21 protein-coding genes and 1 tRNA gene are annotated in these 24,603 nt (G+C 74.9%); 3 read left to right on the forward strand and 19 right to left on the reverse strand.

Annotation, left to right across the window (positions count from 1 at the left end; all coding sequences use genetic code 11):
- Window positions 1-71: 71 nt before the first annotated feature.
- Window positions 72-704, reverse strand: coding sequence for a hypothetical protein (locus RM572_RS15070; RefSeq protein ID WP_311673855.1), 633 nt, complete (start codon window positions 702-704; stop codon window positions 72-74).
- 84 nt (window positions 705-788) lie between these two features.
- Window positions 789-1,994 (reverse strand): macrolide family glycosyltransferase, encoded by a 1,206-nt coding sequence (locus tag RM572_RS15075; RefSeq protein ID WP_311673856.1) that lies wholly within the window; start codon window positions 1,992-1,994, stop codon window positions 789-791.
- Between the two features lie 195 nt (window positions 1,995-2,189).
- Here RM572_RS15075 and RM572_RS15080 point away from each other — a divergent pair, with 195 nt between their 5' ends.
- On the forward strand, window positions 2,190-2,807 hold the full coding sequence (locus RM572_RS15080) for a TOPRIM nucleotidyl transferase/hydrolase domain-containing protein (RefSeq protein ID WP_311673857.1): 618 nt from the start codon (window positions 2,190-2,192) through the stop codon (window positions 2,805-2,807).
- Window positions 2,808-2,889: 82 nt separating this feature from the next.
- On the opposite strand, the gene RM572_RS15085 is transcribed toward RM572_RS15080, so the two are convergent.
- From RM572_RS15085 to RM572_RS15160, 16 genes are all read right to left on the reverse strand, one after another.
- Window positions 2,890-2,977, reverse strand: a tRNA-Leu gene (locus tag RM572_RS15085).
- Between the two features lie 134 nt (window positions 2,978-3,111).
- The gene (locus RM572_RS15090; protein ID WP_311673858.1) at window positions 3,112-3,618 is read right to left on the reverse strand and encodes a CHRD domain-containing protein; all 507 of its coding nucleotides are present in this window, start codon (window positions 3,616-3,618) and stop codon (window positions 3,112-3,114) included.
- Window positions 3,619-3,792: 174 nt separating this feature from the next.
- Window positions 3,793-4,848 (reverse strand): sugar phosphate isomerase/epimerase family protein, encoded by a 1,056-nt coding sequence (locus RM572_RS15095; protein ID WP_311673859.1) that lies wholly within the window; start codon window positions 4,846-4,848, stop codon window positions 3,793-3,795.
- Entirely contained in the window at window positions 4,848-6,305 is a 1,458-nt protein-coding gene (locus tag RM572_RS15100) for a nucleotide pyrophosphatase/phosphodiesterase family protein (RefSeq protein WP_311673860.1), read from the reverse strand. The genes RM572_RS15095 and RM572_RS15100 overlap by 1 nt, the downstream gene beginning before the upstream one ends.
- Window positions 6,302-7,483, reverse strand: coding sequence for a metabolite traffic protein EboE (eboE, locus tag RM572_RS15105; protein WP_311673861.1), 1,182 nt, complete (start codon window positions 7,481-7,483; stop codon window positions 6,302-6,304). Before eboE ends, RM572_RS15100 begins: the two co-directional genes overlap by 4 nt.
- A gap of 2 nt (window positions 7,484-7,485) precedes the next feature.
- Complete coding sequence (locus RM572_RS15110; protein ID WP_311673862.1) at window positions 7,486-8,343, reverse strand: TatD family hydrolase; 858 nt, start codon at window positions 8,341-8,343, stop codon at window positions 7,486-7,488.
- A 6-nt stretch (window positions 8,344-8,349) separates the two neighbouring features.
- Window positions 8,350-9,021 carry an EboA domain-containing protein gene (locus RM572_RS15115; RefSeq protein ID WP_311673863.1) on the reverse strand — a complete coding sequence of 224 codons (672 nt, stop codon included), beginning with the start codon at window positions 9,019-9,021 and terminating at the stop codon, window positions 8,350-8,352.
- Entirely contained in the window at window positions 9,018-9,929 is a 912-nt protein-coding gene (locus RM572_RS15120) for a sugar phosphate isomerase/epimerase family protein (protein WP_311673864.1), read from the reverse strand. The genes RM572_RS15115 and RM572_RS15120 overlap by 4 nt, the downstream gene beginning before the upstream one ends.
- Complete coding sequence (locus RM572_RS15125; protein ID WP_311673919.1) at window positions 9,926-10,843, reverse strand: SCO3242 family prenyltransferase; 918 nt, start codon at window positions 10,841-10,843, stop codon at window positions 9,926-9,928. The genes RM572_RS15120 and RM572_RS15125 overlap by 4 nt, the downstream gene beginning before the upstream one ends.
- 98 nt (window positions 10,844-10,941) lie before the next feature.
- The gene (locus tag RM572_RS15130) at window positions 10,942-12,060 is read right to left on the reverse strand and encodes an inositol-3-phosphate synthase (protein WP_311673865.1); all 1,119 of its coding nucleotides are present in this window, start codon (window positions 12,058-12,060) and stop codon (window positions 10,942-10,944) included.
- Window positions 12,061-12,499: 439 nt separating this feature from the next.
- On the reverse strand, window positions 12,500-13,513 hold the full coding sequence (locus RM572_RS15135; protein WP_311673867.1) for a sugar phosphate isomerase/epimerase family protein: 1,014 nt from the start codon (window positions 13,511-13,513) through the stop codon (window positions 12,500-12,502).
- Window positions 13,514-13,540: 27 nt separating this feature from the next.
- Window positions 13,541-14,779 (reverse strand): Gfo/Idh/MocA family protein, encoded by a 1,239-nt coding sequence (locus tag RM572_RS15140; RefSeq protein ID WP_394813611.1) that lies wholly within the window; start codon window positions 14,777-14,779, stop codon window positions 13,541-13,543.
- A 31-nt stretch (window positions 14,780-14,810) separates the two neighbouring features.
- Window positions 14,811-15,887: a substrate-binding domain-containing protein gene (locus RM572_RS15145; RefSeq protein ID WP_311673869.1), complete on the reverse strand. Its 1,077-nt coding sequence runs from the start codon at window positions 15,885-15,887 to the stop codon at window positions 14,811-14,813.
- Window positions 15,884-16,894, reverse strand: a complete 1,011-nt coding sequence (locus tag RM572_RS15150) for an ABC transporter permease (protein ID WP_311673870.1) — start codon at window positions 16,892-16,894, stop codon at window positions 15,884-15,886. The genes RM572_RS15145 and RM572_RS15150 overlap by 4 nt, the downstream gene beginning before the upstream one ends.
- Window positions 16,888-18,405 carry a sugar ABC transporter ATP-binding protein gene (locus RM572_RS15155; protein ID WP_311673871.1) on the reverse strand — a complete coding sequence of 506 codons (1,518 nt, stop codon included), beginning with the start codon at window positions 18,403-18,405 and terminating at the stop codon, window positions 16,888-16,890. Before RM572_RS15155 ends, RM572_RS15150 begins: the two co-directional genes overlap by 7 nt.
- Before the next feature lie 197 nt (window positions 18,406-18,602).
- A complete protein-coding gene (locus RM572_RS15160; RefSeq protein ID WP_311673873.1) occupies window positions 18,603-19,784 on the reverse strand; it encodes an ROK family transcriptional regulator in 1,182 nt (393 codons plus the stop codon).
- Between the two features lie 215 nt (window positions 19,785-19,999).
- Here RM572_RS15160 and RM572_RS15165 point away from each other — a divergent pair, with 215 nt between their 5' ends.
- Window positions 20,000-21,415 (forward strand): SWIM zinc finger family protein, encoded by a 1,416-nt coding sequence (locus RM572_RS15165; RefSeq protein WP_311673874.1) that lies wholly within the window; start codon window positions 20,000-20,002, stop codon window positions 21,413-21,415.
- Complete coding sequence (locus tag RM572_RS15170; protein WP_311673875.1) at window positions 21,412-24,066, forward strand: DUF6493 family protein; 2,655 nt, start codon at window positions 21,412-21,414, stop codon at window positions 24,064-24,066. The genes RM572_RS15165 and RM572_RS15170 overlap by 4 nt, the downstream gene beginning before the upstream one ends.
- A 32-nt stretch (window positions 24,067-24,098) precedes the next feature.
- On the opposite strand, the gene RM572_RS15175 is transcribed toward RM572_RS15170, so the two are convergent.
- Window positions 24,099-24,584, reverse strand: coding sequence for a phosphatase domain-containing protein (locus RM572_RS15175; RefSeq protein ID WP_311673877.1), 486 nt, complete (start codon window positions 24,582-24,584; stop codon window positions 24,099-24,101).
- Window positions 24,585-24,603: the final 19 nt, after the last annotated feature.

Genomic DNA, 24,603 nt, shown 5'->3' on the forward strand with positions numbered 1-24,603 from the left:
GAGCGGCGGAGCGGGTGCTGATCAGCGCTGAACGACCGCCCGTCCCGCTCCCGTTCGAGGAGGCCGGCCGGTCAGCCCGCCGGCCGGATCCGGAGCACGGTGCTCCCGTCGCGGATGCCGCCCACCTCCAGGGACATCTCGTTGACGACCGCCTCCTCCCCCACCGGACAGGTGAGCCGCACGTGCGCCGGCATGTCCGCCGTCGCCCCGGTGATGGTGGCGGCGCAGCCGCCGTTGCTGGAGAAGCCGGAGCGTGTGAGCGTGGTCAGCATCCGCACGTCCTCGTCGCCGACGGACGTCACCCGGAGCGTGCCCAGGCCGAAGCGGTCCGGGAGCGGCACGGTGGCCGGACCGGACACCTCGACCTCGCAGCTGCCGTCCGCGCAGGCCCGCAGGTCCTCGCCGTCGGCGGCGGCCGGCAGCGGCGGCGACACGGACGCGGACCGGGACGGGGACGGGCTCGCCGAGGGGGTGGACGCGGCGGGACCGGAAGGGGAGGCGTCCTTCGGCCCGGCCTCCCCCGGTGTGCCGCGCGTTTCCCCGGGCTGCGCGCACCCGGTCGCGAGCAGTCCGGCCAGGCACACCACGAGCAGCGGGCTGCGGCCGCGCCTCCGGGGCCGGGCGGGTGCGGACGGGGTCGGAGGGGTGGCGGGCAGGGGCATCGGCAGGCTCCGGTGGCAGTCGTCGGGGTGGACGACCGCCATCCGAACACCTCGGGAGTTGTTCATCACCCCGGGCGGCTGCTGAACAATCCGCCTGTTCCCCGGCGCGCGGCGGCGCGCGCCGGGTCAGCCGCGGGCGGCTGCTTCGACGCGGTCCGCAGCCTCGGCCGGGCCGTCGACGGCGTGCATCTCCCGCTGCAGCGCACGGACACCGGCGAGCACGCTCTCGTCGGCGACGAGTCGCTCGACCTCGGTGCGCAGCCGCTCGGGCGTGACGTCGTCCTGCGGCAGGTGCGCCCCGAGGCCGAGTTCCGCCAGCCGCTCGGCGATGAAGTGCTGTTCGGGCGTGTAGGGCACGGCGACCACGGGGGTCCCCAGGTACATCGCCTCCATCACGCTGTTGGTCCCCCCGTGGGAGACGAAGACGTCGGCGCGGCGCAGTACCGACAGCTGGGGCACCCAGCTCATCAGCCGCACGTTGTCGGGCACCGGCCCGAGTTCGTCCCGGTCGACGTGGTCGGCGGCCGCGACCACCACGTGCCAGTCGGTCCCGGCGAACGCCTCGATGTAGGTGCGCAGGATCGCCGCCTGGCCGTCGATCTGCATGCTGCCCCTGCTGACCAGGGCGACCGGCCGGCCCGGCTCCGGCTCGTCCCAGTCGGGCTCGTCGTCCCGGCCGCCCACGGCGGGGCCGACGAACGCGAACCGGTCGTCGAAGGTCTCCTGCGCGGGCTGGAAGGAACGCGGGAGGAACACCAGGTTCGACTCGTCGGCGGGCGCGTTGAACTCCTCCAGGGTCACGTGTGCCAGGCCGTGGTCCTTCAGCAACTGTCCCTGCTTGACGAAGAAGTCGATCAGCGCAGGGTGGTGCGGATCGATCTCGTCGGCGAACAGCGACCCGATCTGCTGGGTGAGCGAGTACGTCTCGTTGGACGCCAGGGTCCCGAACATCTCGATCGCCGGGCGCTTCCACTTGCGGGCCAGCACCCGGCCCGCGGCGAACGTGCTGACGTCGTACAGCAGGACGTCGGGGATGTCGTCACCGAACCCCTCCTCGAGCACGGGGACGGTGGCGATGCCCTCGTCGATCGACCGGACGGGCTCGTGGACCATGTACTCGGCGTCCATCGTGTCCGGCAGCTTCCGGGACGTCAGCCACGACTCGTAGCACAGGGCCCGGGCTCCCGCGGCGGTCACCTTCTCCTCGAACCTGCGGGTGGTCGCGAAGGTGACGCGGTGCCCGCGCCGTACGAGCTCCTCGACGATGGGGAGCGTCGGGCTGACGTGTCCGAACTCGGGAAGCGGCATGAAAGCCACGTGGTACGCCGACATGGCCGCAGCATGCCAGCGCACGCACCGCACGGGTGCCGCCCCGGGGGATGTCTGAGGACTTCATCAGTCCGCCCTGCGCCACCGCTCCGGGCTCCCGCTCCAGGGGCGTGGACCGGGAGCATGGAGCGAGCAATACACACCCGCCGGACGAAATGGCCGTGCGCCGACGCCCCGCTCCGGAGCAGAATCGGGCCCATGGCGGACATGCGAGCGTTCCGGGACGCGGTCACCGACTGGGCGGCGGGCGGTGCCGACGAACCCGCACACGCACTGGCCACGCGGCTGGACGTGCGGACCGCGGTGCTGCTGGAAGGGCCGAGCGACCTCGCGGCCGTCGAGACGCTGGCCGCACTCCGCGGCCGCGACCTGGCGGACGAGGGCGTGTGCGTGGTGCCGATGGGCGGGGCGATGAGCGTCGGCCGCTACGCCGGTCTCCTCGGGCGTACCGGGCTGGGGCTGCGGCTGACCGGCCTGTGCGACGAGCGGGAGCGGGGCTACTACGACCGTGCGCTGGACCGGGCCCTCGCGCCGCGCGACGGGATCTTCGTGTGCGTCCGGGACCTGGAGGAGGAACTGATCCGCGCGCTGGGCGTGGCGAGGGTCGAGGAGATCGTGGAGGACGAGGGCGATCTGCGGGCCTGGCGGACCTTCGTCCGCCAGCCCGCCCAGCGCAGCGAGTCGCCCGCGCAGCAGATGCGACGCTTCCTGGGCACGAAGAAGGGCCGCAAGATCCGCTACGGCACGCTCCTGGTCGGAGCCCTCGACGGCGGCCGGACGCCCGCGCCCCTCAACGACCTCCTGGCGAGTCTGTGACCGGAGCTCCCCCGTGGCCGGCGCGGTTCGTGCGCGAGGGAACCCAAGCAGAAAACCCCAGGTCACCGACCTGGGGTTCGCGTGGTGTCCGAGGGGGGACTTGAACCCCCACGCCCGATAAAGGGCACTAGCACCTCAAGCTAGCGCGTCTGCCATTCCGCCACCCGGACAGGGTGTCCCGCACGGCGTGCGCCGTGCTGACGGGGAACACCATACCAAGGATCCTCGGTGCTCCTCACCTGGGTAAACCGGGACGGAGGAGAGCCCCGGGCGGGGCCCTCCTCCGTGGTTCACGGGTTCGGCGTCAGCGGTGGCTCTTCATGAGCTGGCCGCGCACGGCGCCGGCCGGGAAGCGCTCGTTGTGGACGTTGACGTAGAAGAAGAACGGGTCCTTCTTGATGCCCTCGAGCTCCCAGAACGTCAGGACGCGGGCGGCGTTGTTCGGGTTCTGCCAGCTGCGGGCGCGGATGCAGTCCGAGACGGTGCCGTTGCGCGGCGGGGTCTTGAGGGTGACGGCGATCGGACCGGCCTCGCCGCGGGGGCCGAAGTGGATGTGGGCGGCGGTCGGGGTGGCGACACGGCGGACGCTCAGCTTGTAGCAGAAGGTGCCGTTCTCGATCTTGTAGCGGAAGCGGCCTTCGCCGTTCCGGTCGCCGGGGCCGGGCACCTCCTGCTCACCGTCGAGGTGGGCCCAGCCGGTGACCTTGTGCTTGCCGCCGCCCATCGCGTCGGCGCCGGCCGGCGCGGCCACGGTGGTGAGCAGGACCGAGGCGCCCAGGGCGGCCGCCGCGGCGAGGGATACAACGCGCATGTCGATGCTCCTGTGTGATCGGAGGGGTGATGCCCCCACGACGCTAAGTGAGCAACGGATATACCGCATCAACAGGATGCATTCGTGTGTTTACCGGGTCGATATGGACGTGTCCCCCCGCGCGGCGTAGTGGGCGGGAGGACCGGGTCCGGCCGCCCGGGTGACGTGCGGCGCTCAGCCGCAGTCTCCGCGGGAGCGCAGGGAACGGAGGTGGCGGCCGGAGCGGCGGGCCGTGCTGAGCGAGCCGGCCGGGTTGGCGACGGGGTCGGGGGCGTCGTCCCGTTCGACCAGCCAGTGGTGGCGACGTCGCTGCCGGGGGAGGCTGGCGACCGTGTCGATGAAGTGGCGGTAGTCGAGGTCGCCGTCACCGACGTCGGTCATGCGGTATCCGTCGCGGGTGCCGTCCTCGCGCTCGCCGTCCTTGACGTGAAAGAGCGGGAAGCGGTCGGGGGCGGCCCGTACGTAGTCCAGTGGCTCGAACGGGGCGGGCGTGCCGTCGGGGCGGACGCTGAAGCGGTGCTGCCCGACGTACGCCCAGTAGACGTCCATCTCGAAGTGGACCAGGTCGGGTTCGGTCTCGGCGAGCAGCAGGTCGTAGAGGCGTACGTCCGGGCGGTCCTCGGCGAAGCCGAACTCCTCGGCGTGGTTGTGCTGGTAGAACGTCAGGCCGCGGGCGCGGGCGGCGGCGCCGTAGGTGTGGAAGTCGTCTGCGGCGCGCTTCCACGCGTCGACGGTGTCGCCGTGGCGGTTCGGGGCCCAGGGGGTGCCGACTGCGGGCAGGCCGAGGGCCTCGGCGTCGTCGAGCACGCGTTCCAGGCTGGTGGCGAAGCTGTACGCGTCCGGGTCGCCGCCGTCGGCGTGGTAGGCGACGTGGCTGCCGACGCCGCGCAGGCCGTTGTCGCGCAGCAGACGGCGCAGGGCGGGGAGCGAGAGGTCGCCGGTGCCCTGGGTGTAGCCGGCGAACTCGACTTCGCTGTAGCCGTGGCGGGCGAGGTGTTCGAAGAGGCGGGCGAAGCCGATCTCCTGGACCTGGTCGCGGACGGTGTAGAGCTGGATGCCGAGCCTTCCGGGGGGCAGCACCGGGCGTCCCCGTCCGCGGGCGCCCGTCGCGGCGGCCGGGGTGGTCGCGGTGCCGAGCAGCGCGGTGGCGGCCGTGCCGGCGGCGACGCCGAGGAGGCCGCGCCGCCGGAGGCGGCGGTCGAGGGGGCCGGGATCGGGCTGGTGGGGCATCAGGAGTCTCCTGTCGTCGGCCTGGAGAACGGCGCGGGATGCGGGGCGGGGCGCGGGGTCGCGGGCAGGGCGAGGTCGAGGAGGAGGCCCTTGACGCCGGTGGCCGCCACGGTTCCGTGCCCGGGGAGGGCGCCGGGGCGGTCGCACAGCAGCACGGGCCCGTGCTCGGGGTCCTCGGGCAGCCGGCCGTGGCTGCCGCGCACGGGTGAGGGGTCCAGCGGGACGACGGACATCCGGTACCGCATGCCGGTCTTCTTGCGCGCGAGTGCGGCCGCGGCCCGCAGCCTCACGTACGGGTCGAGCGGGTCCAGGAACAGCTCGGCCGGGTCGTAGCCCGGTTTGCGGTGGATCTCGACCAGGCGGGCGAAGTCGGGGGCGCGGTCGTCGTCGAGCCAGTAGTAGTAGGTGAACCAGGCATCGGGTGCGGCGACGGCCACCAGCTCGCCCGCGCGGGGGTGGTCGAGTCCGTGGGCCTTCTTGCCGTCGTCGTCCAGAAGCAGGGCGACGCCCGGCAGGCCGGCGAGCAGGTCGCGGACGACGGGCAGGTCGCCGGGGCGGCGCACGTAGACGTGGGCGAGCTGGTGGTCGGCGACCGCGAACGCGCGGGAGGTGGTGGGGTCCAGGTACTCCATGCCGTCCTGGGTGTGGACCTCCAACAGCCCGGCCCGGCGCAGGGCCCGGTTGACGTCGACGGGGCGGGAGACGGGCGTGATGCCGTACTCGGAGAGCACGACGACCGTACGGTCCTCCGCCGCGGCGTCGTCGAGGAGCGGCGCGAGGACGCGGTCGACGTCGCGGGCGGCCGCGTGGGCGCGGGGGTCGTCGGGGCCGTGGCGCTGCAGGTCGTAGTCGAGGTGGGGGACGTAGGCGAGGGCGAGGTCGGGGCGGCGGGTGCGCAGGATGTGGCGGGTGGCGTCGACGATCCACTGCGAGGAGGGCAGCGAGGCGCCGGGTCCCCAGAAGCGGAAGAGGGGGAAGGTGCCCAGTTCGGCGGTGAGCTCGTCGTGCAGGGCGGGGGGACGGGTGTAGCAGTCGGGTTCCTTGCGGCCGTCGGCGTAGTAGACGGGGCGCGGGGTGACGGTCCAGTCGACGTCGGCGCCCATGGCGTACCACCAGCAGATGTTGGCGACGGTGTAGCCGGGGTGCCGGTCGCGGGCGGCGTGCCACAGCTTCTCCCCGGAGACCAGCGCGTTGTGCTGTCTCCAGAGCAGGACCTCACCGAGTTGGCGGAAGTACCAGCCGTTGCCGACGATGCCGTGCTCGGCCGGGAGGGTGCCGGTGAGGAAGGTGGACTGCGCGGCGCAGGTGACGGCGGGCAGGACGGTCTCCAGGGCGGCGCGGGAGCCGCCGTCCGCCAGCGCCTTCAGGCGCGGCATGTGGGCGAGCAGGCGCGGGGTGAGGCCGACGACGTCGAGGACGAGGAGGGGCCGGGGGCGTGCCGGGGCGGGGGCCGTCATGGCAACTCCTTGAGACCGAGGTCGGTGAGGAGGTCGCGGGCGACGGCGAGTTCGGCGGCGATGCCGTCCGCGAGCTGTGCGCGGGTGCGGGGGCGCAGGGCGGGCGGGAGCGCCTGCCAGGTGTACGTCTCGACCTCCAGGTGGTGGGTGAGGGGTGCGGGACCGCCGACGAGGCGGGCCAGGGCCGCGTGCAGCACGTCGAGGGTGGCGGTGAGCGGCGGCGCGAGCGGCGCGTGCAGCGGGACGTGGAAGTGGGCGCGCCAGGGTGCGGTGGTGGGCAGGGCGCCGGGGGCCAGGGCCTCGTCGAGGTCGTCGGTGGCGAGGAGGGCGCCGTCCGGGCCGGGGGCGCGGGTCTGGTGCAGGAAGCGCGGCTCGGCGAAGTCGGCGAGCGCGGCCCGTACGGCGGGGCGGGCGGGGTCGGCGGCGTGCAGGGCGGCGGAGAGCTGGGACTTGACGACGGGGATGCCGGCCGCGGCGAGGGAGTCGACGGCCTGGCCGGGGTCCTCGAAGGCGGTGGCGAGGTGGCAGGTGTCGAGGCACACGCCGATGCGGTGGGCGGGTGGGGCTCCGTCGCCGGTGAGGGCGTCGACGGCGTCGGCGGTGGTCTCGACGGTGCAGCCGGGTTCGGGTTCCAGGCCGATGCGCAGGGAGCGGCCGGTGGTCTCCTGCAGGGCGTCCAGCCGGTGGGCGAGGGTGGTCAGGGCGGCGAGGGCGGTGTGGCGGGCGGCCCGGTCGAAGCCGGCGCGCCAGGCGAGCGGCAGGGTGGAGACGGTGCCCTCGTCGACGTCGTCGGGGAGGAGCGCGGCGAGCAGGCGGGCCAGGTCGGCGGTGTGGTCCAGCCGTGCGGGTTCGGTCCAGTCGGGGCGGTAGACGCGGTATTTGACGCGCTGTGCGCCGAAGCCCTGGTAGGGGAAGCCGTTGAGGGTGACGACCTCCAGGCCGCGGGCGTCGAGGGCGCGGCGGAGGCGGCGGAGTGCGGCGGGGTCCTCGGTCAGTGCGCGGGCGGCGTCGTGGGCCAGCCACAGGCCGATGCCGAGGCGGTCGCGGTGCAGGCGTCGGCGGACCGGCTCGGCGTGGTCGCGGAGTTGCCGGATCACGCCGTCGAGGTTCTCCGCGGCGTGCACGTTGGTGCAGTAGGAGAGGTGGACGGTGGAGCCGTCGGGGTGGCGGAAGCGCACCGTCAGTCACCGCCCCGGAGGAGGGAGTTGCCCTCGTGGGTCGCGGCGGGCGGGGCGACGTCGAGGGCGAGGCGTCCGCTGAGGCCGTAGAAGGCGACGGGGTTGCGCCACAGGACCTGGTCGGCGTCGTCGGGGGTGAAGCCGGCGGCGAACAGGGCGTCGCCGAAGCGGCGGGGGGTCAGGGGGTCGCTGTGGCCCCAGTCGGCGGCGGAGTTGACCAGGGTGCGGCGCAGGCAGTCGGGGCCGCGGTCGGCGAGGATGCGGACCATGCGGGCCTCGTCCATCTTGGTGTCGGGGTAGAGGGAGAAGCCGAGCCAGCAGCCGCTGTCGAGGGCGGCGTCGACGGTGGTCTCGTTGAGGTGGTCGACGAGGACGTGTTCGGCGGGGAGCGCCGACTCGCGGACGACGTCGAGGGTGCGGGCGAGGCCGGCGGCCTTGTCGCGGTGCGGGGTGTGGACGAGGGCGGGCAGTTCGTGGTCGGCGGCGAGTTGGAGCTGGGCGGCCAGTGCGGTGTCCTCGGCGGGGGTCATGGAGTCGTAGCCGATCTCGCCGACGGCGACCACGGAGTCCTTCAGCAGGTAGTGCGGCAGTGCGTCCAGCACGGGTGTGCAGCGCGGGTCGTTGGCCTCCTTGGGGTTGAGGGCCAGCGTGCAGTGGTGGGCGATGCCGTGCTGGGCGGCGCGGAAGGGCTCCCACCCGAGGAGGGAGTCGAAGTAGTCGTAGAAGCTCTCCGGTGCGGTACGGGGCTGCCCGAGCCAGAACGAGGGCTCGACGACGGCGCGTACGCCCGCGTCGTACATGGCGGTGTAGTCGTCGGTGGTGCGCGAGGTCATGTGGATGTGGGGGTCGAAGATGCGCATGGCGGTTCAGGGCTCCTTCGCGGGCGGGGCCGGAGGCGCGGCGGCGCCGGTGAGGGCGAGCGCGTGGTGCAGGTCGCCGGGAACGGGACGGCCGGCGGCGGTGCGTTCGGCGGCGTAGTCGGTCAGCATGCGGGCGAGTTCGGCGTCGCCTGCGGCACGTTCGGCGAGGGAGGCCACTGCCGCGAGGGGAACGCCGGTGAAGAGGCACTTGAGCAGCGCCTGCCGCCAGGAGTCGGGCGGGAGGTGCGTCGCGGCGTACGGGCCGAGCGCGGCGGCGGTCAGGCGGGTGTCGTTGGCCCGCAGCGCGTCCTGGACGAGCGGCACGGCGCCAGGTCCGAGGTCGGGCAGGAGCGGGAGGGCGAACAGCACGGCGCGGCGTTCGGCGGCGCTGCCGCGGGTGTAGAGGCGGGTGAGGGCGGGTGCGTCGGGCCGGGCCGCGTGCAGGATCAGGACGCGTGCCGCCTCGGCGACGTCGCCTGCGCCGGCGTGGCCGGCGCCGGGGCGGCAGTGGCGGCCGGCGGAGGCGAAGTGCCGTTCCCAGGCGGGGATGCCGCCGGGGGACGTGGTCGTCGCTTCGGCGTCGTGGAGGGCGGTGGCGAGCCAGGCGGCGGATGCGGGGGCGAGGTGGCCGGTGAGGGCGCGGTGCAGGGCGCGGGGGTCGGCGCCGCCGCCGTTCACGGGCGGGCCCCCGCCGGGGAGTGCGCCGCGCTCGCGCGTTCGGCGGCTAGCAGGAACGGCAGGGCGGCGGCGGCCTGTTCGGGTCCCGCGTGGGAGTGGCGGGGCAGTTCGACGGTGACGAGCCCGGCGTATCCGGCGTCGCGGAGGGCGGCGAGGACGGGTGGGGCGTCGAGTTCCCCGTCGCCGAACGGCAGGTGCTCGTGGACGCCGCGGCGCATGTCCTCGATCTGGACGTGCCGCAGCCAGGGCGCGGCCGCGCGCACGCAGTCGGCGGGCGGGTCCGCCTCCAGGCACAGGCAGTGGCCGATGTCGAGGGTCAGGCCGAGGGCGGGCGGGTCGTCCAGGGCGCGGCGCAGGCGGTGGAAGCCGGCCAGGTCGCCGAGCAGGTGGCCGGGTTCGGGTTCCACCGCCAGCGGGACGCCGACGGCCGACGCCGCGTCGAGGAGGCCGGGCAGGGCTGCGGTGAGGCGTCGCCAGGCCGTCTCCTCCGGCACGCCGGGCGGGGTGACGCCGCTGAAGCAGTGGACGGCGTGTGCGCCGAGGTCCGCCGCGACGCGCACCGCCGTGTGGAGCAGGCGGAGGCGGGCGGCGCGGTCCTCGGGGGCGTCGTCCAGCAGCGTGGGGCCGTGTTTGCGGCGCGGGTCCAGGACGTAGCGGGCGCCGGTCTCGACGGTGGCGGTCAGGCCGTGGCGGGCGAGGAGCCGGGCGACGTCCGCGGTGCGGGCGGCGAGGCCGGGGGCGAGGGGGTCGAGGTGCATGTGGTCGAGCGTCAGGCCGACGCCGTCGTAGCCGAGGTCGGCGAGCAGCGCGAGGGCGTCGGCGAGCCGCAGGTCGGTGAGGCCGTTGCTGCCGTAGGCGTAGCGGAGACGCGGCTTCGCGCTCCCGTGGGGTGTCACGTGGGACGTCACGTCGGGCTGACCTTTCGGGAAAGGTGCCGGGCGAGGGGCAGCAGGGCGAGTACGCCCACGGCGCCGGCGCCGGAGGTGCCGTGCCGGCCGGAGGCGCGGGCGATCAGTGCGGCCTGGAGCGGGATCATGGCGCGGATGCCGCCGCCGACGGCGCGCTGGAGCAGCGGCGGGGAGGGGTTGAGGGCGGCGTGGGCGAGGGGGCGGCCGGCGGTGGCGAGGTAGGCGGCGGTCGCCGCCGCGACGAGCACGCGGTCGTACGGGCGTGGCGTCGCCCGGGCACCGCGCGCGCTGCGGCCCGGGATGCCCCCGGCGAGCACGGCCACGGTGGCGAGTGCGCGCAGCGCGGGGGCGCTGGAGCCGCCGGTCGTCTCGTGGCGGGAGACGGTGGTGACGGCGAGGGTGTGCGCGCCGAGCGCGAGTGCGGGGCGGAGCGCCTCGCGCAGCGGGGTGCGCCTGCCGCGCCCGCCCGGTGTCCGGCCGGCGGCGAGGGCGCCGAGGAGGAGGTCGAGGGTGCGGGCGGTGGCCATGGTGGCGGGGGCGGCACGGGTGTGCTTCAGCCCCAGGTCGTACGCCCAGACGGTGCCGGCGAGTGCGGTGGCCGTGGTCAGCGCGGGGCGCCCGGTGAGGGCGGCGAGGCCGAGGCCGGTGCCCGTGAGGGCGGCGGCCGCCGTGAGGGCGGCGCGCGGGGTGACGCGTCCGGACGGCAGGGGGCGTCCGGGGCGCTCGCGGGCGTCCTCCTCGCGGTCGGACCAGTCGTTGAGCGCCATGCCCGCCTCGTACAGGCACAGGGACGTTCCCACGGCGAGCGCGGTGCCGCGGCCCGGGCGGCAGCCGGCGGCCGCGGCCCCCGCGAGCGCGTCCCCGGGGACGCTGAAGAGCGCGGAGACGCGCAGGAGTTCCGCCCAGGCGCGCAGGCGGGCGGCGGAGCGGGGCGTGCGGACCGCACCGGCCGCCCTTGCCGTGCCCAGCCGCGGCGCGGTGGTGCGGGCGCGGCGGGGCGCGGCGCCGGGGGTCACGCGGCGGCCCGCAGCCGCTCGGCGAGCGTGAGGAGCGCGCGCCACTGCTCGGGGAGGCCGCCGGGGCCGGTGTCGGGGTCCTTGAAGTAGAAGCCGAGGCCGTCGACCGGGCCGGTGAGGCCGGCCGTGTGGGCGCGGGCGAGGAGGCGGGCGAGGTCGAGCACCAGGGGGGCGGCGAGGGCGGAGTCGCAGCCCTGCCAGATGGTCTGGAGGTACATGCGGGAGCCGAGGAAGCCGTCGAAGGCGACGTGGTCCCAGGCGGTCTTCCAGTCACCCATGGCGGGCACGTCGTCGATGTGCAGCGCCCCGTCGGGGAGTTCGCCGAGGGTGTCGGCGAGGACGCGGGCCTTGCCCGCGTTCTTCGCGGCGGCGGCGCCGGGTTCGGTGAGGGAGGCGCCGTCGCCGCCGCCGAGCAGGTTGGTGCCGGACCAGGCGCGGACGTCGAGGGCGCGCTGCGCGAACATCGGGGCGAGCACGGACCGCAGCAGGGTCTGACCGGTCTTCCCGTCCCGGCCCGCGTGCGGGAGGCCGGACCGCGCGGCGGCGGGCCGCAGTCTCGGATGGTGCAGGCCCGCGGACGGGGTGAAGTTGACGTACGGGCACCCGGCGCGGAGCGCGGCGGCCGCGTAGAGGGAGCTGGCGGGGAACGCCTCGCCGACGGGGGCGGGTTCGGTGCTGGCGACGTTGACGACGACGGTGCGCGCCAGGCCGTGGGTGCGGGTGAAGTCGCGCAGGTCGGCCGCGAAGGCGGCGACGAGCTGCTCCTCGCCGCGGGCGTCCGCGGTGGGTGTGCCTCCGGGCCGTATCGCGGCGTCGGCGGCGGCGAGTTCGTCGAGCACGGCGGTGGGGAGGCCGTGCGGGAGGACTCCGGAGGCGACCAGCGCCTCGGCACGCTTGGGCAGGGGCGTGGTGGCGGTGTCGTGTCCGCCGAAGACCAGCCGGCGCAGCGGTGGCAGGCCGCAGCCGGGGAAGGCTGCGCTCTCGGTGACCATGCCGGTCGGCGGGGCGAGGCCGGCGGCGACCGCGGCGCAGCCCGTGATGGTGGTGGTGCCGACGGAGCCGCGGGCTCCGATCAGCCAGACACCGGTGCGTTCGTCGTGCGCGTGCGCGGTCACGGGTGCCTCCCTGGGGTGGGGTTCGGGTGGCGGCGACGGACGGGGAGTCGGCGTCTCCCCGTCCGTCGCCTGGCGCCGTCCGCGACCCCCCTCGGATCGCGGGCGACGGGTCGGAAGGGCGACGGCGACGCCGTGCGGGCGTCGCCGCGGGACGGCCGGGCGCGGCTGGGCGTGGGTGGGGCACGGGTGGGGCGCGGGTTTCGCTGAACCGTCGGGGGCGCTCTGGCGGTAACGGTCGTGCGCTGTCGGGGCCTGCGCTGCGAGGGCCGGAGGAAAGGGGCCCGAGGGGTGTCCGGGAGCGCTTCCACCCAAGGGAGCCAAGGGGTCAGGCTGGTCCGTACACGTCAGGAACCGTAGTCACCTTCCGCCCGGTTGGGAAGACCTTGACGACAGAAATCGCCCGTCTTCGTCCCCTGTCAGGACAAAGAATGATGAGGCGTCAGCTTCCGTCGTCGCCGCCGCCGAAGGCCGCGTCGAACGACGCCTGCGGCGGCTCGTAGTCGTACGCCTTGAGGCGGCGCAGCGCCTCGGGCGCTCCCTGGAGCCGGTCCATACCCGCGTCCTCCCACTCGACGGAGACCGGCCCGTCGTAGCCGATGGAGCGCAGCATGCGGAACACGTCCTCCCAGGCGACGTCGCCGTGCCCGGCGGAGACGAAGTCCCAGCCGCGGCGGGGGTCGCCCCAGGGAAGGTGGGAGCCGAGACGGCCGTTGCGGCCGTCCAGGCGGCGGCGGGCCTCCTTGCAGTCCACGTGGTAGATGCGGTCGCGGAAGTCGTAGAGGAAGCCGACCGGGTCGAGGTCCTGCCAGACGAAGTGGCTGGGGTCGAAGTTCAGGCCGAAGGCGGGACGGTGGCCGATGGCCTCCAGCGCACGGTGGGTGGTCCAGTAGTCGTAGGCGATCTCGCTCGGGTGCACCTCGTGGGCGAACCGCACTCCTTCGGCGTCGAAGACGTCGAGGACCGGGTTCCAGCGTTCGGCGAAGTCCTCGTAACCGCGGTCGACCATGTGCGGCGGCACGGGCGGGAACATGGCGACCAGGTGCCAGATGGAGGAGCCGGTGAAGCCGACCACCGTACGGACGCCGAACGCGGCGGCCGCGCGGGCGGTGTCGGCCATCTCCGCGGCTGCCCGCCGCCGTACGCCCTCCGCCTCCCCGTCGCCCCAGATGCGGGCGGGCAGGATGGCCTGGTGGCGTTCGTCGATGGGGGCGTCGCAGACGGCCTGGCCGACGAGGTGGTTGGAGAGGGCCCAGCACCGGAGTCCGTGTTTTTCGAGCAGGGCGTGGCGGCCCGCGAGGTAGCCCGGCTCGTTCAGGGCCCGGTCCACCTCGAAGTGGTCGCCCCAGCAGGCCAGTTCCAGGCCGTCGTAGCCGAAGTCGCGGGCGAGGCGGCAGACCTCCTCCAGCGGAAGGTCGGCCCACTGCCCGGTGAAGAGGGTGAAGGATCGCGGCATCGTGCACTCCTCGCGGGACGTCGGGTCTCAGGTCTGGGGAACGGGGATGAGGACGCTGTTCTTGCCGGCGCTCTCCTCGACGGCGGCGAGCACCCGCTGCACCCGCAGGCCGTCCTCGAAGGAGGGTGCCGGGTCGGTGCCGTCCGCGATCGCCCGGAGGAGGTCCCGGGCCTGGTGGACGAAGGTGTGCTCGTAGCCCAAGCCGTGGCCCGGCGGCCACCAGGCGTCCAGGTACGGGTGGGTGTCCTCGGTGACGAGGATGCGCCGGAAACCGGCTTCGGCAGCGTCCTGCGTGTGGTCGTGGAACTGGAGTTCGTTGAGCCGTTCCAGGTCGAACGCCAGGGAGCCGGCGGTGCCGTTGACCTCGACCCGCAGGGCGTTCTTACGGCCTGCGGCGACGCGGCTGACCTCGAAGGCGGCGAGGGCCCCGGACGCCAGCCGGCCGCCGAACAGCGCGGCGTCGTCGACGGTGACCTCGCCGAGCACGCCGGGCCCCTCCCCCGGCACCGGCCGGCGCGTGGTGAAGGTCTCCGTCTGCGCGGTGACCTGCACCAGCGGCTCCCCCGCGAGGTGCTGCGCCAGGTCCACGGCGTGCGCGCCGAGGTCGCCGAGCGCACCGGAGCCGGCCTGGTCCCGGCGCAGCCGCCAGGCGAGCGGGAAGCCCGGGTCGACCAGCCAGTCCTGGAGATAGGCGACGCGTACGTGCCGCACCGTGCCGACCCGGCCGCGGGCGATCATGTCGCGGGCGAGGGCCAGGGCGGGGGTGCGGCGGTAGTTGAAGCCCACCATGGCGACCTGCCCGCGGCTGCGGGCCTCGGCGGCCGCCCGCACCATGGCCTCCGCCTCGGCCACGGTGTTGGCGAGCGGCTTCTCGCACAGCACGTGCTTGCCGGCCTCCAACGCCGCGATCGCGATCTCGGCGTGGCTGGCACCGGGGGTGCAGATGTCGACGAGCTGGACGTCGTCGCGGGCGACGAGCGCCCGCCAGTCCGTCTCGGCCGCCGCCCAGCCCAGCCGCCCGGCGGCTGCCCGTACGGCGGCCGGGTCGCGTCCGCACACGGCAGCCATGGCCGGGTTCAGCGGCAGGTCGAACACGCGGCCCACGGTGCGCCAGCCCTGTGAGTGGGCGGCGCCCATGAAGGCGTAACCGACCATGCCCACGCCGAGGGTGGGCAGCGGCCGGGCGCCCGCCGGGGGTGTACCGGCCGGCTCGGGCACGGCGTCTGCCTGCGGTGCTGCGGCGGGCGCGGCGGTGTCGTGCGACATGGATGGCCTCCTGTCGGGGTGGCGGAACCGGTCAGTTGAAGCCGGTGGGCAGGTACTCCTCGACGTTGTCCTTGGTCACGACCGCCGAGTAGCAGGTGACGGACGCCGGGATCTCCAGGCCCGCGAGGCCGCCGACGCCGCGTGACTGCCCGAGGGCGCGGGCGAGGTCGATGGCGGAGGCGGCCATCGTCGGCGGGTACAGCACGGTGGCCTTGAGCACGGAGTCGTCGGCCTGGATGGCGTCCATCGCGTGCCGCGAGCCGGCGCCGCCGACCATGAGGAACTCGTCGCGGCCGGCCTGCTCGATGGCACGCTCCGCGCCGACGCCCTGGTCGTCGTCGTGGTTCCACAGGGCGTCGAACTCGGGGACGGCCTGGAGCAGCGCGGACATCTTCTTCTGCCCCGACTCCACCGTGAACTCGGCGGCCTGGCGGGCGACCTTCTCGATGCCGGGGTAGTTCTTCAGCGCGTCGTCGAAGCCGCGGGTGCGCTCCTGGGTGAGTTCGAGGTTGTCCATCCCGGCGAGCTCGACGACCTTGGCGTTCTTCTTGCCCTTCAGGCGCTCGCCGATGAACCGGCCGGCGTTCAGGCCCATGCCGTAGTTGTCGCCGCCGATCCAGCAGCGGTAGGCCTGCGGGGTGTTGAAGACGCGGTCGAGGTTGACCACCGGAATGTTCTGGCGCATGGCCTTGAGACCGATGCGGGTCAGTGCCTTGCCGTCGGCGGGGAGGATGACCAGGACGTCGACCTTCTTGTTGATGAGGGTCTCGATCTGGCCGCTCTGCTGCGCGATGTCGTTGGAGCCCTCGGTGGTGACGAGGGTGACGTCCTCGTAGGCTTCGGCGCGGCTCCGGGCCTGTTCGTTGATGGCGTTCAGCCAGCCGTGGTCGGCCTGCGGGCCGGCGAAGCCGATGGTCACCTCCTTGCCGGGCTCGTCGTCGGCCGAACCGGCGGGCTGCCGCCCGGTGTCCGGGTCTTCGTTGTTCTGGTTGCTGGTGCAGCCGGCGGCGAACAGGGCGCCGGCCGCGGCGGTGCCGAGCAGGACGCCGCGGCGGGAGGCCAGCGGCGGCGCGTCGGTGCCGGCGGGGACGCGGGGGAGCTTTCTCATGAGGTGGACCGACCCTTCTGGACCAGGACTGCGGCGACGATGATGGCGCCCTTGGCGATCTGCTGGACGTCGCTCTGGAGGTTGTTCAGAGCGAACAGGTTGGTGATCGTGGTGAAGACGAGGACGCCGAGGACCGAGCCGGTGATCGTGCCGCGTCCGCCGCTGAGCAGCGTGCCGCCGATGATCGCCGCCGCGATGGCGTCGAGTTCGTAGAGGTTGCCGTTGGTGTTCTGGCCGGAGCCGGTGAGCACGATGAGCATGAAGGCGGCGATGCCGCAGCACAGGCCGGAGAGCAGGTAGAGCATCAGGCGCTGGCGCCGCACGTCGATGCCGGCGAGCCGGGAGGCCTCCGGGTTGCCGCCGACGGCGACGGTGCGCCGCCCGAAGGTGGTGCGGGTGAGCACCAGCCAGCCGACGACGCTGACGGTCAGGAAGACGAGCACCAGCGGCGGCACGCCGAGCACGTGACTGCCGGGCAGGCCCAGGTCGAGGACGGCCCGCACCTCGACGATCTGCGTGCGGCCCTCGCTGATCTGGAGGGCGAGACCGCGGGCGGAGGCCAGCATGGCCAGGGTGGCGATGAACGGCACCATCGGCCCGTAGGCGATCAGGAGGCCGTTGACCAGGCCGCAGCCGACGCCCACGACGACGGCGCAGAACAGGATGCCGGCCAGGCCGTAGGACTGGGTGGCGACGGTCGTCGCCCACACCGAGGCGAGGGCGACGATCGCGCCGACGGACAGGTCGATGCCGCCCCCGATGATGACGAAGGTGACGCCCACCGTCACGACGCCGATCACGGACGCCTGGGTGAGGATCAGTTCGGCGTTGTCCAGGCTGAGGAACTGTTCGGGCCGGGTGATGCCGCCGACCAGGACGAGCACGCCCAGGACCGCGAGCAGGGACACGTGCAGCATGTCGACGCGTCCGGCCGCCGCACGCGTCCGGGACGGGGCCGGTTCCGGGGGTGCGGGGGCCGGTCCCCCCTTGGACACGGTGCTCAGCACGTCGGGCTTCCTTCCATGACGAGGTCGAGGACACGGTGCTCGTCGAGCTCCCGCGCGGGGGCGGTGTGGACGACGCGGCCCTCGCGCAGGACGAGGACGCGGTCGGCGAGGCCGAGGACTTCGGGGACCTCGCTGGAGACCAGCAGGACGGCGACGCCCGCGTCGGCGAGGCGGCGGATGAGGGCGTACAGCTCGGAGCGGGCGCCGACGTCGACGCCGCGGGTGGGTTCGTCCAGCAGCAGGACCCGGCATTCGCGGAGCAGCCAGCGCGCGAGGACGACCTTCTGCTGGTTGCCGCCGGACAGGGTGCGCACGGGCCGGTCGGGGTCGTCGGGGGCGAGCGACAGTTCACGGGTGCGGGCGCGGGCCGCCTCGCGTTCGCGGCGGCGGTCCAGCCAGCCGCCGCGGGCGAAGCGGGAGAGCGTGGAGACGGACACGTTGCGGGTGACGGACTCCAGCATCAGCAGGCCCTGCGCCTTGCGTTCCTCGGGCGCCAGGCCGATGCCCGCGCGGACGGCGGAACGAACCGAGCCGGGGCGCAGCGGCCGTCCCCCGACCCGAACGCGGCCGGTGGTGGGGCGGCGGGCGCCGTACACCGTCTCCAGGATCTCGGAACGTCCGGAGCCGACGAGCCCGGCGAGTCCGACGATCTCGCCGGGGCGCACCTCCAGGTCGAGGGGCGCGAACTCGCCCGCGCGGGAGAGGGATTCGACGCGCAGCAGCGGCGCTGCGTCCTTCGCCGGCGCCGGGGGGACCTCGGGGCGGGCGGGGAAGGCGTGCGCGAGGTCGCGGCCGGTCATCAGCGACACGACCGTGCCGGTGGCCGTGGTCCGGGCGGGCAGGTCGCGGGCGACGGTGGAGCCGTCCTTGAGAACGGTGAGGCGGTCGCCGATGCGCCGGATCTCCTCCAGACGGTGCGAGATGTAGACGACGGCGACACCTGCGGAGGTCAGGGCTCCGACGATGCGGAAGAGGTTCTCGACCTCGTCCGGGTCGAGGGCGGCCGACGGCTCGTCCATGACGATCAGCCGCACCTCGTGGGACAGGGCCCGCGCCATGGAGACGATCTGCTGCCCGGCGGCGGGGAGCCGGCCGACCAGGGTGCCGGGGTCGATCTCCGGGTGGCCGAGGCGGGAGAGGAGGTCGGCGGTGCGGGCACGTGCCTCGCGGGGGCGCACCAGGCCTCCGCGGGTGATCTCGTGGCCGAGGAAGACGTTCTCGGTGACGGAGAGGTGCTCCACCAGGTCGAGTTCCTGGTAGATGGTGGCGATGCCCAGGCGCATCGCGGCGACCGGGGTGGGCAGCCGTACGGTCTCGCCGCGCCAGGTGATCCGGCCCGCGTCGGGCTGGTGGGCCCCGGCCAGGACCTTGATCAGGGTGGACTTGCCGGCGCCGTTCTGGCCCAGGAGGCAGTGCACCTCGCCGGCTTCGACGTCGAGGTCGACGCCGTCCAGGGCGCGGACGCCGGGGAAGGTCTTGGTGATGCCGGACATCGTCAGCAGGGGTGCCATGCGCGGGCCTTACGTGCGTGCGGGCAGGGAGCCGTACGGGACGTGCGTGCCGGGCGGGTACGGCGCCGCGCTGGGCGGCGCCGCGGGTGCGAGCGCTCTCACGGGTTCGGTTCACGGGTTCGCGGAGGCGTGCGCTCCGCGAGGGCGGTGCCGGGTCGGGCGGGTGGTTCCGGTGGCGCTGTACGTGCGGCCGGCCGTCAGGCCGGGGAGAACAGGTGGTCGCTGATGAGCCGTGCGGCGCCGGTGACGCCCGCGACCTGGCCGAGTTCGCCCAGGACGATGGGGAGGTTGCCGGTCGCCAGGGGCAGGGACTGGTGGTAGATCTGGGTGCGGATGCTGGCGAGCAGCGTGTGGCCGAGGCCGGTGACCCCGCCGCCGATGACGACCAGGCCGGGGTTGAAGAAGCTGACCAGGCCGGCGATGACCTGACCGGTGCGGGCGCCGCCGTCCCGGATGAGGTCCAGCGAGGCGCCGTCGCCGGCGGCCGCGGCGGCGGCCACGTCGGCTCCGGTCAGCCTGCCCGACGTCTCCAGCCTGCTGGCGAGTTCGGCCGAACGGCCCTCCCGGGCGGCCGACTCGGCGTCGCGGGCGAGGGCGGAGCCGCCGAAGTACGCCTCCAGGCAGCCGCGGTTGCCGCAGGCGCACTGCCGGCCGCGGGGTTCGACCTGGATGTGGCCGATGTCCCCGGCGCTGCCGGTGGTGCCGCGGTGGACCGTGCCGCCCGCGACGATGCCGCAGCCGATGCCGGTGCCGATCTTCACGCAGATGAAGTCCGGTACGTGGCGGGCGACTCCGGCCTGCTGCTCGCCCATGGCCATCAGGTTCACGTCGTTGTCGACCATGACCGGGCAGCCGAGTTCCTGGCTCAGCGCCTCCCGGACCGGGAAGCCGTCCCAGCCGGGCATGATCGGCGGGGCGACCGGCACTCCCTCGGGGAAGCGGACCGGTCCCGGAACGCCGATGCCGGCGCCGTCGAAGCCCTCCGCGACTCCGGAGTCCTTCAGCTTGCCGACCATCGTCAGCACCTGCTCGAAGACGGCCACCGGTCCTTCCCGCACGTCCATCGGGTGGTTGAGGTGGCCGAGGATCTCCAGCTCCGGGTTGGTCACGGCGACGTCGACGGAGGTGGCGCCGATGTCGATGCCGAGGAAGCGGAGTCCGGGCGCGAGGCGGATGTTGTGCGACCGGCGGCCCCCGCGCGAGGCGGCGAGCCCGTCGGCGACGACCAGGCCGGTCTCCAGCAGCCGGTCGACCTCGACGGCCAGCTTGGAGCGGGAGAGTTCCACCTCGTCCCCGAGCTGCGCCCGGGAGCTGGGGCCGCCGTCGCGCAGCAGGCGGAGCAGCCGCGCCTGATGGGCGTTGCCCGGTCGAGCGGTCATGCGCCTCACGCTGCCTCTCCCTCCCCTGGTCTCCGGCATGGGGAACTCCGGTCACTCGGTGGCCCTCCCGCTCGGAGCGGGCCTCGGGGCCGGATTTCCCAGGAAACGTAGCAGCGGCTCCCCGGAGAGGGAAGAAGTCGTGCAGGAATCCGTCAGACTTTCTCCCCCGAATGGACAAAGGGGCGTTGTCAGTCCCGGCCTCTAGCGTTCCGATCATGACGCGAACGACCCAGGCGTACGCCTATCTTCGAGCTTCGTCCGTGCGATCCGGCCCGGCCGGCGGCCTGTTGGGGCTGGAGACCTCCGGCGGGCTGACCCCGCGCGGCACCGAGGCCCATCCGGGCTTCTTCCGCGGCTTCCTGACGCATCCCCAGGCCGCCGCGCACGCGCTGCTGGCCGTCGCCGACGTCGCGGCCGCCCGGTACTACCAGCGCCTGTCGCCGGCGTCACTCGATCCGGTGGTGACGGGCAACGGCGACCGGCTGCGCTTCGAGTCCTTCTCCGGGTGCTGCGGCGTCTACGCCCGGCTGGACGTGCTGCGGGAGGGCCTGGACGGTGGCGAGACCGGCCACGGCACGACCAACGTGGACGTCAACAACCCGCTGCGGGAGGCGCTGTCCCGCACCGGCTCCGGCGACCCGCTGCACCTGCGCGTGGGGCCGGAGGAGCTGGCGGTCACCACGCTGGACGGCCCGGTGCTGGAGAAGAAGGTGCCGCTGCCGGAACGCTGGCTGCGCGGCTTCGCCGAGACGCAGGTGATAGCGGCCGGCTTCGACCTGCGGGCCGAGCTGCCGGCGGGCGAAGCCGTACGGTTCCTCCGGTCGCTGCCGCGCGGCGGCGCCGGGCGCGCGGCACCGGCCCGCTGGGTGGTGCCGGCCGGGCGGACGCTGCGGCCCACCACCCGGCCGGTGCCGGGCGCGGTCTGCCTGCCGGGCCCGGAGCGGCTGGTGGCGCTCCAGCGGGTGCTGCGGCACGCCGAGGCGCTGCGGGTCTACGGGCCGCCGGTCGCGGCGGGCGCCGGCCCGCTGGCCGCCGCGTGGGAGGTCGTGCTGCCGGGGATGCGGCTGACCCTCACCCTCTCCCCCGACGCCTCCCGCGGCTTCTCGGGCGAGGGCGCCGTGCTGGACGCCCTCGCCGACGACGACGCGGCGGCCGACGCGGAGCTGGTCGCGGTGCTGCTGGCATGGGAGCCGCGGATCGACGTGGCCGATCTGGCCGACCAGGCGGGGCTGCCGCCCGAGCGGATACGCGCTGCTCTGACCCGGCTGGGCACCGCGGGCCGGGTCGGCTACGACACCGCCGAGGCCGCCTACTTCCATCGCGAACTCCCCTACGACGCCGACCGTGCCGAACGGCACAACCCCCGGCTGCGCGCGGCACGCACCCTGGTGGCCTCCGGAGCCGTGGCCCTGGACCCGGGCGACGGCGAGACGGCGACCGTGCTGTCCGACGGGCATCCGTACCGGGTGCGCCAGGCGGCCGGCGTGCCGAGCTGCACCTGCCCCTGGTGGGCGAAGTACCGGGGCGGGCGCGGACCGTGCAAGCACGCGCTTGCCGTGCGGATGGTGCGCCGCGGCGCGGGCGCGGCGGACGCCGCCCCGGCCGTGCGGACGGGCGGGGGCGCGCGATGACCGCGGAGAAACTGCTCGACGCGGTGCGCGAGGGCCGTCCCGTGGACGAGGTGCTCGCCCTGCTGGAGCCGCTGGACGACGCGGCGCGCCGCGCGTGCCTTCCGGAGCTCAAAGCGCTGCGCGGCGCGATGCGCGGGGACTTCCGGCAGTGGCAGCGCCGCACGGCGCTCTACGTCGCCGGCACCGGCTGCCACTCGGCGGCCTCCGGCGCGACGGCATGGCTGCTGTCACGCGACTTCGCGTGGACCGGACGGGGCTGCTCCGATCATCTGGTGGCGGCGATGCGGGGCCGCGAGGCCGCCTGGTATGCCGACGTCGCCCACCGCCTCGCCGGCCGCCCCTCGCGCGCCGAGGAGCTGTTCCCCCTCGTCGCGGAACTCACCCGGCTGTCCGGCGGCCCGCCGCCGACGTCGGACGGGTTCGTCCGCGGCTGGGTGCGGGGCCGGTCGTCGGTGCGCCGCCGCGACGCCGGGGACACGCTGACGGCACGCCTGCGCCTCGACCCGTTCCTCACCGTCCTGGTGCCCCGGCTGTTCGAGGCGCAGGACGCGGGCGCCGTACTGGCGCAGTTCGGATGGTCCGAGCCGCTCGCCGCGCTGGCGGGTGAGGGCGTGCTGGACCGTGCGGCCCTGCTGGACGGTGCGGTGGCCCGCCTGCTGCGCGGGGACCGGCCGGGGAACCTGCGCTTCTTCCGCGACCTGCTCACCGCGCTGGCCCCGGACGACGACGAACTGGCCGCGCGCGAACGGGACTGGGTGTGGCTCGCGGCCGACGCGCCGGCCGCCGTGGCGGACGACGCGCTGCGGACGCTGCGCCGGCTGTGGGAAGCCGGCCGGCTGGCGGCGGAGCCGCTGGCGGAGGCGTCCCGCGGGGTGCTCTTCCGCAGCGAACGGAAGCTGGTGCGCGCCCAGTTGGTGCTGCTGGGCAAGGCGATGAGCCGTGACCCGGAGGCCGTATCCGTGCTGCTCCCCGTCACCGCCGAGGCGTTCGGCCACCCGGACGCCGAGGTCCAGGAGCGGGCGCTGGGGCTGGCCGCCCGGCACTGGCGGAAGGCGGACCCCGCGGCACGTTCCGAGGTGGCGTCCGCCTCCGCGCTGCTGGGCCCCTCGCTCCGCCGCCGCGCCGCCGAGCAGTTCGGCGGGGTCGCGGCGGCACCGGAGGAGGAACCGTACGAGGAACTGCTGCCGCCCGCACCGGAACCCGCCCGCGCGGCCCCCGCGCCGGAGACGGTGGACGAACTGGTCGAGGAGGTCGCGGCGGCGTCGAACCGCGGCTGGACGCCGGCCGGCGTCCCCGCGTTCGAGCGCGTGCTGGACGGCCTCGTCCGGCACGCCCACCGGGACCGTACCGGGCTGGCGGAGGCGCTGCGTCCGGTCTGGGCGAGGCAGCCGATCGCCCGCGAATGGCTGCAGCGGCATTCCGGGAGCTGGGGCGTCGCGGACGCGGTCGCCGCGGTGATCGGCGAACTCTCCCGCCGGGACCTGCGCAAACCCGCCACGGGAGCGGGGCACTACGACGCCCCCACCGCGGTACGGGCCGTGCGGGTGCGCGAGGCCGCCGCCGGCATCCTCACGGGAGGGATGCCGATGCTGCTGGCCGCTCCCGACGGGGAGAGCGGCGCCCTGGAACCGGAGACCCTGCTGGAGCGGCTGCGGACCTACCGGCGGCTCGGCCTGCGGCCGGGTGCCGCGGACTTCGACCAGGCGCTGCTGCGGGTGCGTCCGGACGCCCGGTGGGCGGCGCCCGCCGCCGAGCTGGGCGGGCGGCCCGGCAGACGGCTGGCCGCCTGGCTGGCGAACGGCGGGCTCCCGGCGCCGGTGGGCGCACGCGTCGACGAGCCGGAGCGGGTGCACTGGCGCACCAAGTGGTACACGGAGGTGAGTCCGCGCCGCATCCTCGTCCGGGACGAGGGCCTGCCGACCGGGCGCGGCGACGGTTTCCACGAGGTCTTCGGCCGGATCGGCGCCGCGACCCCCTCGGCCGCGGGCCACTACGGGCACGGGGCGGAGTCGGCGGCGTGGCTCGGCGTCCTGCCGTGGCATCGCGAGGCCGTCGCCGCCCGGCGGCTCGCCACGCTGGCCGCATGCGCCGACAGCGGCGCCCGTACGACCGCCCGGGACCTGCCGGCCCTCGCCGAGGCGGAGGCGGCTCCCGGGGATACGGCGGGGTTCGCGCTGCACCTCGCGCTGGCGTACGGCCTGGGCGCAAGGCATGCGGAGGACCGCCTCGCGGCGGTGGACGCGCTGCTCGTCCTGGCCGCACGGCGACAGTTGGCCCCGGAGACGCTCGGCGGCGAGCTGGGCACGCTGGTCGGGGTCGGGGCGGTGAAGGGCAACCGGCTGACGTCGGCGGTGCGATCACTGGCGGAGACGGGCGCGTACCGCACGGCGTGGTCGGTGCTGCGGCCCGTGCTGCCGGTGGTGCTGGCGGGCGAGGTGCCGCACCGCAGCGCGGGCGAGCTGCTGGAGGTGGCGGCGGACTGCGCCGAGCGCTGCCGCCCGGCGGGCGACACCGTGGTGGGGCTGGACGCGGTCGCCTCCGCCGGCGGGTCGTCACGCCGGGTGCGGGAGGCGCGTCGCCTGCGGGACGCGCTCCGGCCGGGAGAGCCGAGGGAGTCCGGGGAGTCGGGGGAGGTGGTGGCCGTCGCGTGACGCGGTGGCCCGGGCGGGGCGCGCGGGGCGGCTCAGGTGCGGCCGGTGTCCTCCTGGGCCTCCTCCAGAGCCTCCGAGGGCGGCATCCAGTCGGCGAGGACGACGGTGAACCCGGCGCGGCGGTACGCGTCGCAGACCAGGCGGTCGTCGTCGACGACGATCTCGACGGTGCGGCGGCGCGCCACCCGCTGGAGAAGCCGCGGCTTGGTGACGCGGGCCGGGCGGCGGTCGGTGTCGTCACGCATCCACAGCTCGCCGGCGGGCAGCCCCTGAGCGGCGAGCCAGTCCTCGGTGTCCCGGCGGCAGCGCTCGGGCCGGCCGGTGACGTAGCCGAGGTCGCAGCGCTCGGCCCAGTCCCGGGCGAGCGCGATGCCGTCCGGCAGCGGAGGGTCGTCCGCGGCGGCGCGGAAGAAGGCGTCCCAGTCGCGCGGCGCGGAGGCGACGTGGTGCAGCCGGTGCCGGGTGTCGGACAGGGTGCCGTCCAGGTCGAACACCGCGAGCGGCCGCTTCTCCGTCATCGGGCCAGCCTAGTGCTGT

The sequence above is a fragment of the Streptomyces hazeniae genome, assembly GCF_031845485.1.
Classification (GTDB): Bacteria; Actinomycetota; Actinomycetes; order Streptomycetales; family Streptomycetaceae; genus Streptomyces; species Streptomyces hazeniae.

Coding starts and splice junctions, on each gene's coding strand:
- RM572_RS15090 (WP_311673858.1), bottom strand. CDS start 3,618: ATGCGCGTTGTATCCCTCGCCGCGGCGGCCGCCCTGGGCGCCTCGGTC.
- RM572_RS15145 (WP_311673869.1), bottom strand. CDS start 15,887: ATGAGAAAGCTCCCCCGCGTCCCCGCCGGCACCGACGCGCCGCCGCTG.
- RM572_RS15155 (WP_311673871.1), bottom strand. CDS start 18,405: ATGGCACCCCTGCTGACGATGTCCGGCATCACCAAGACCTTCCCCGGC.
- RM572_RS15080 (WP_311673857.1), top strand. CDS start 2,190: ATGGCGGACATGCGAGCGTTCCGGGACGCGGTCACCGACTGGGCGGCG.
- RM572_RS15175 (WP_311673877.1), bottom strand. CDS start 24,584: ATGACGGAGAAGCGGCCGCTCGCGGTGTTCGACCTGGACGGCACCCTG.
- RM572_RS15160 (WP_311673873.1), bottom strand. CDS start 19,784: ATGACCGCTCGACCGGGCAACGCCCATCAGGCGCGGCTGCTCCGCCTG.
- RM572_RS15110 (WP_311673862.1), bottom strand. CDS start 8,343: ATGCGCATCTTCGACCCCCACATCCACATGACCTCGCGCACCACCGAC.
- RM572_RS15070 (WP_311673855.1), bottom strand. CDS start 704: ATGGCGGTCGTCCACCCCGACGACTGCCACCGGAGCCTGCCGATGCCC.
- RM572_RS15135 (WP_311673867.1), bottom strand. CDS start 13,513: ATGCCGCGATCCTTCACCCTCTTCACCGGGCAGTGGGCCGACCTTCCG.
- RM572_RS15165 (WP_311673874.1), top strand. CDS start 20,000: ATGACGCGAACGACCCAGGCGTACGCCTATCTTCGAGCTTCGTCCGTG.
- RM572_RS15095 (WP_311673859.1), bottom strand. CDS start 4,848: ATGCCCCACCAGCCCGATCCCGGCCCCCTCGACCGCCGCCTCCGGCGG.
- RM572_RS15075 (WP_311673856.1), bottom strand. CDS start 1,994: ATGTCGGCGTACCACGTGGCTTTCATGCCGCTTCCCGAGTTCGGACAC.
- RM572_RS15100 (WP_311673860.1), bottom strand. CDS start 6,305: ATGACGGCCCCCGCCCCGGCACGCCCCCGGCCCCTCCTCGTCCTCGAC.
- RM572_RS15170 (WP_311673875.1), top strand. CDS start 21,412: ATGACCGCGGAGAAACTGCTCGACGCGGTGCGCGAGGGCCGTCCCGTG.
- RM572_RS15140 (WP_394813611.1), bottom strand. CDS start 14,779: ATGTCGCACGACACCGCCGCGCCCGCCGCAGCACCGCAGGCAGACGCC.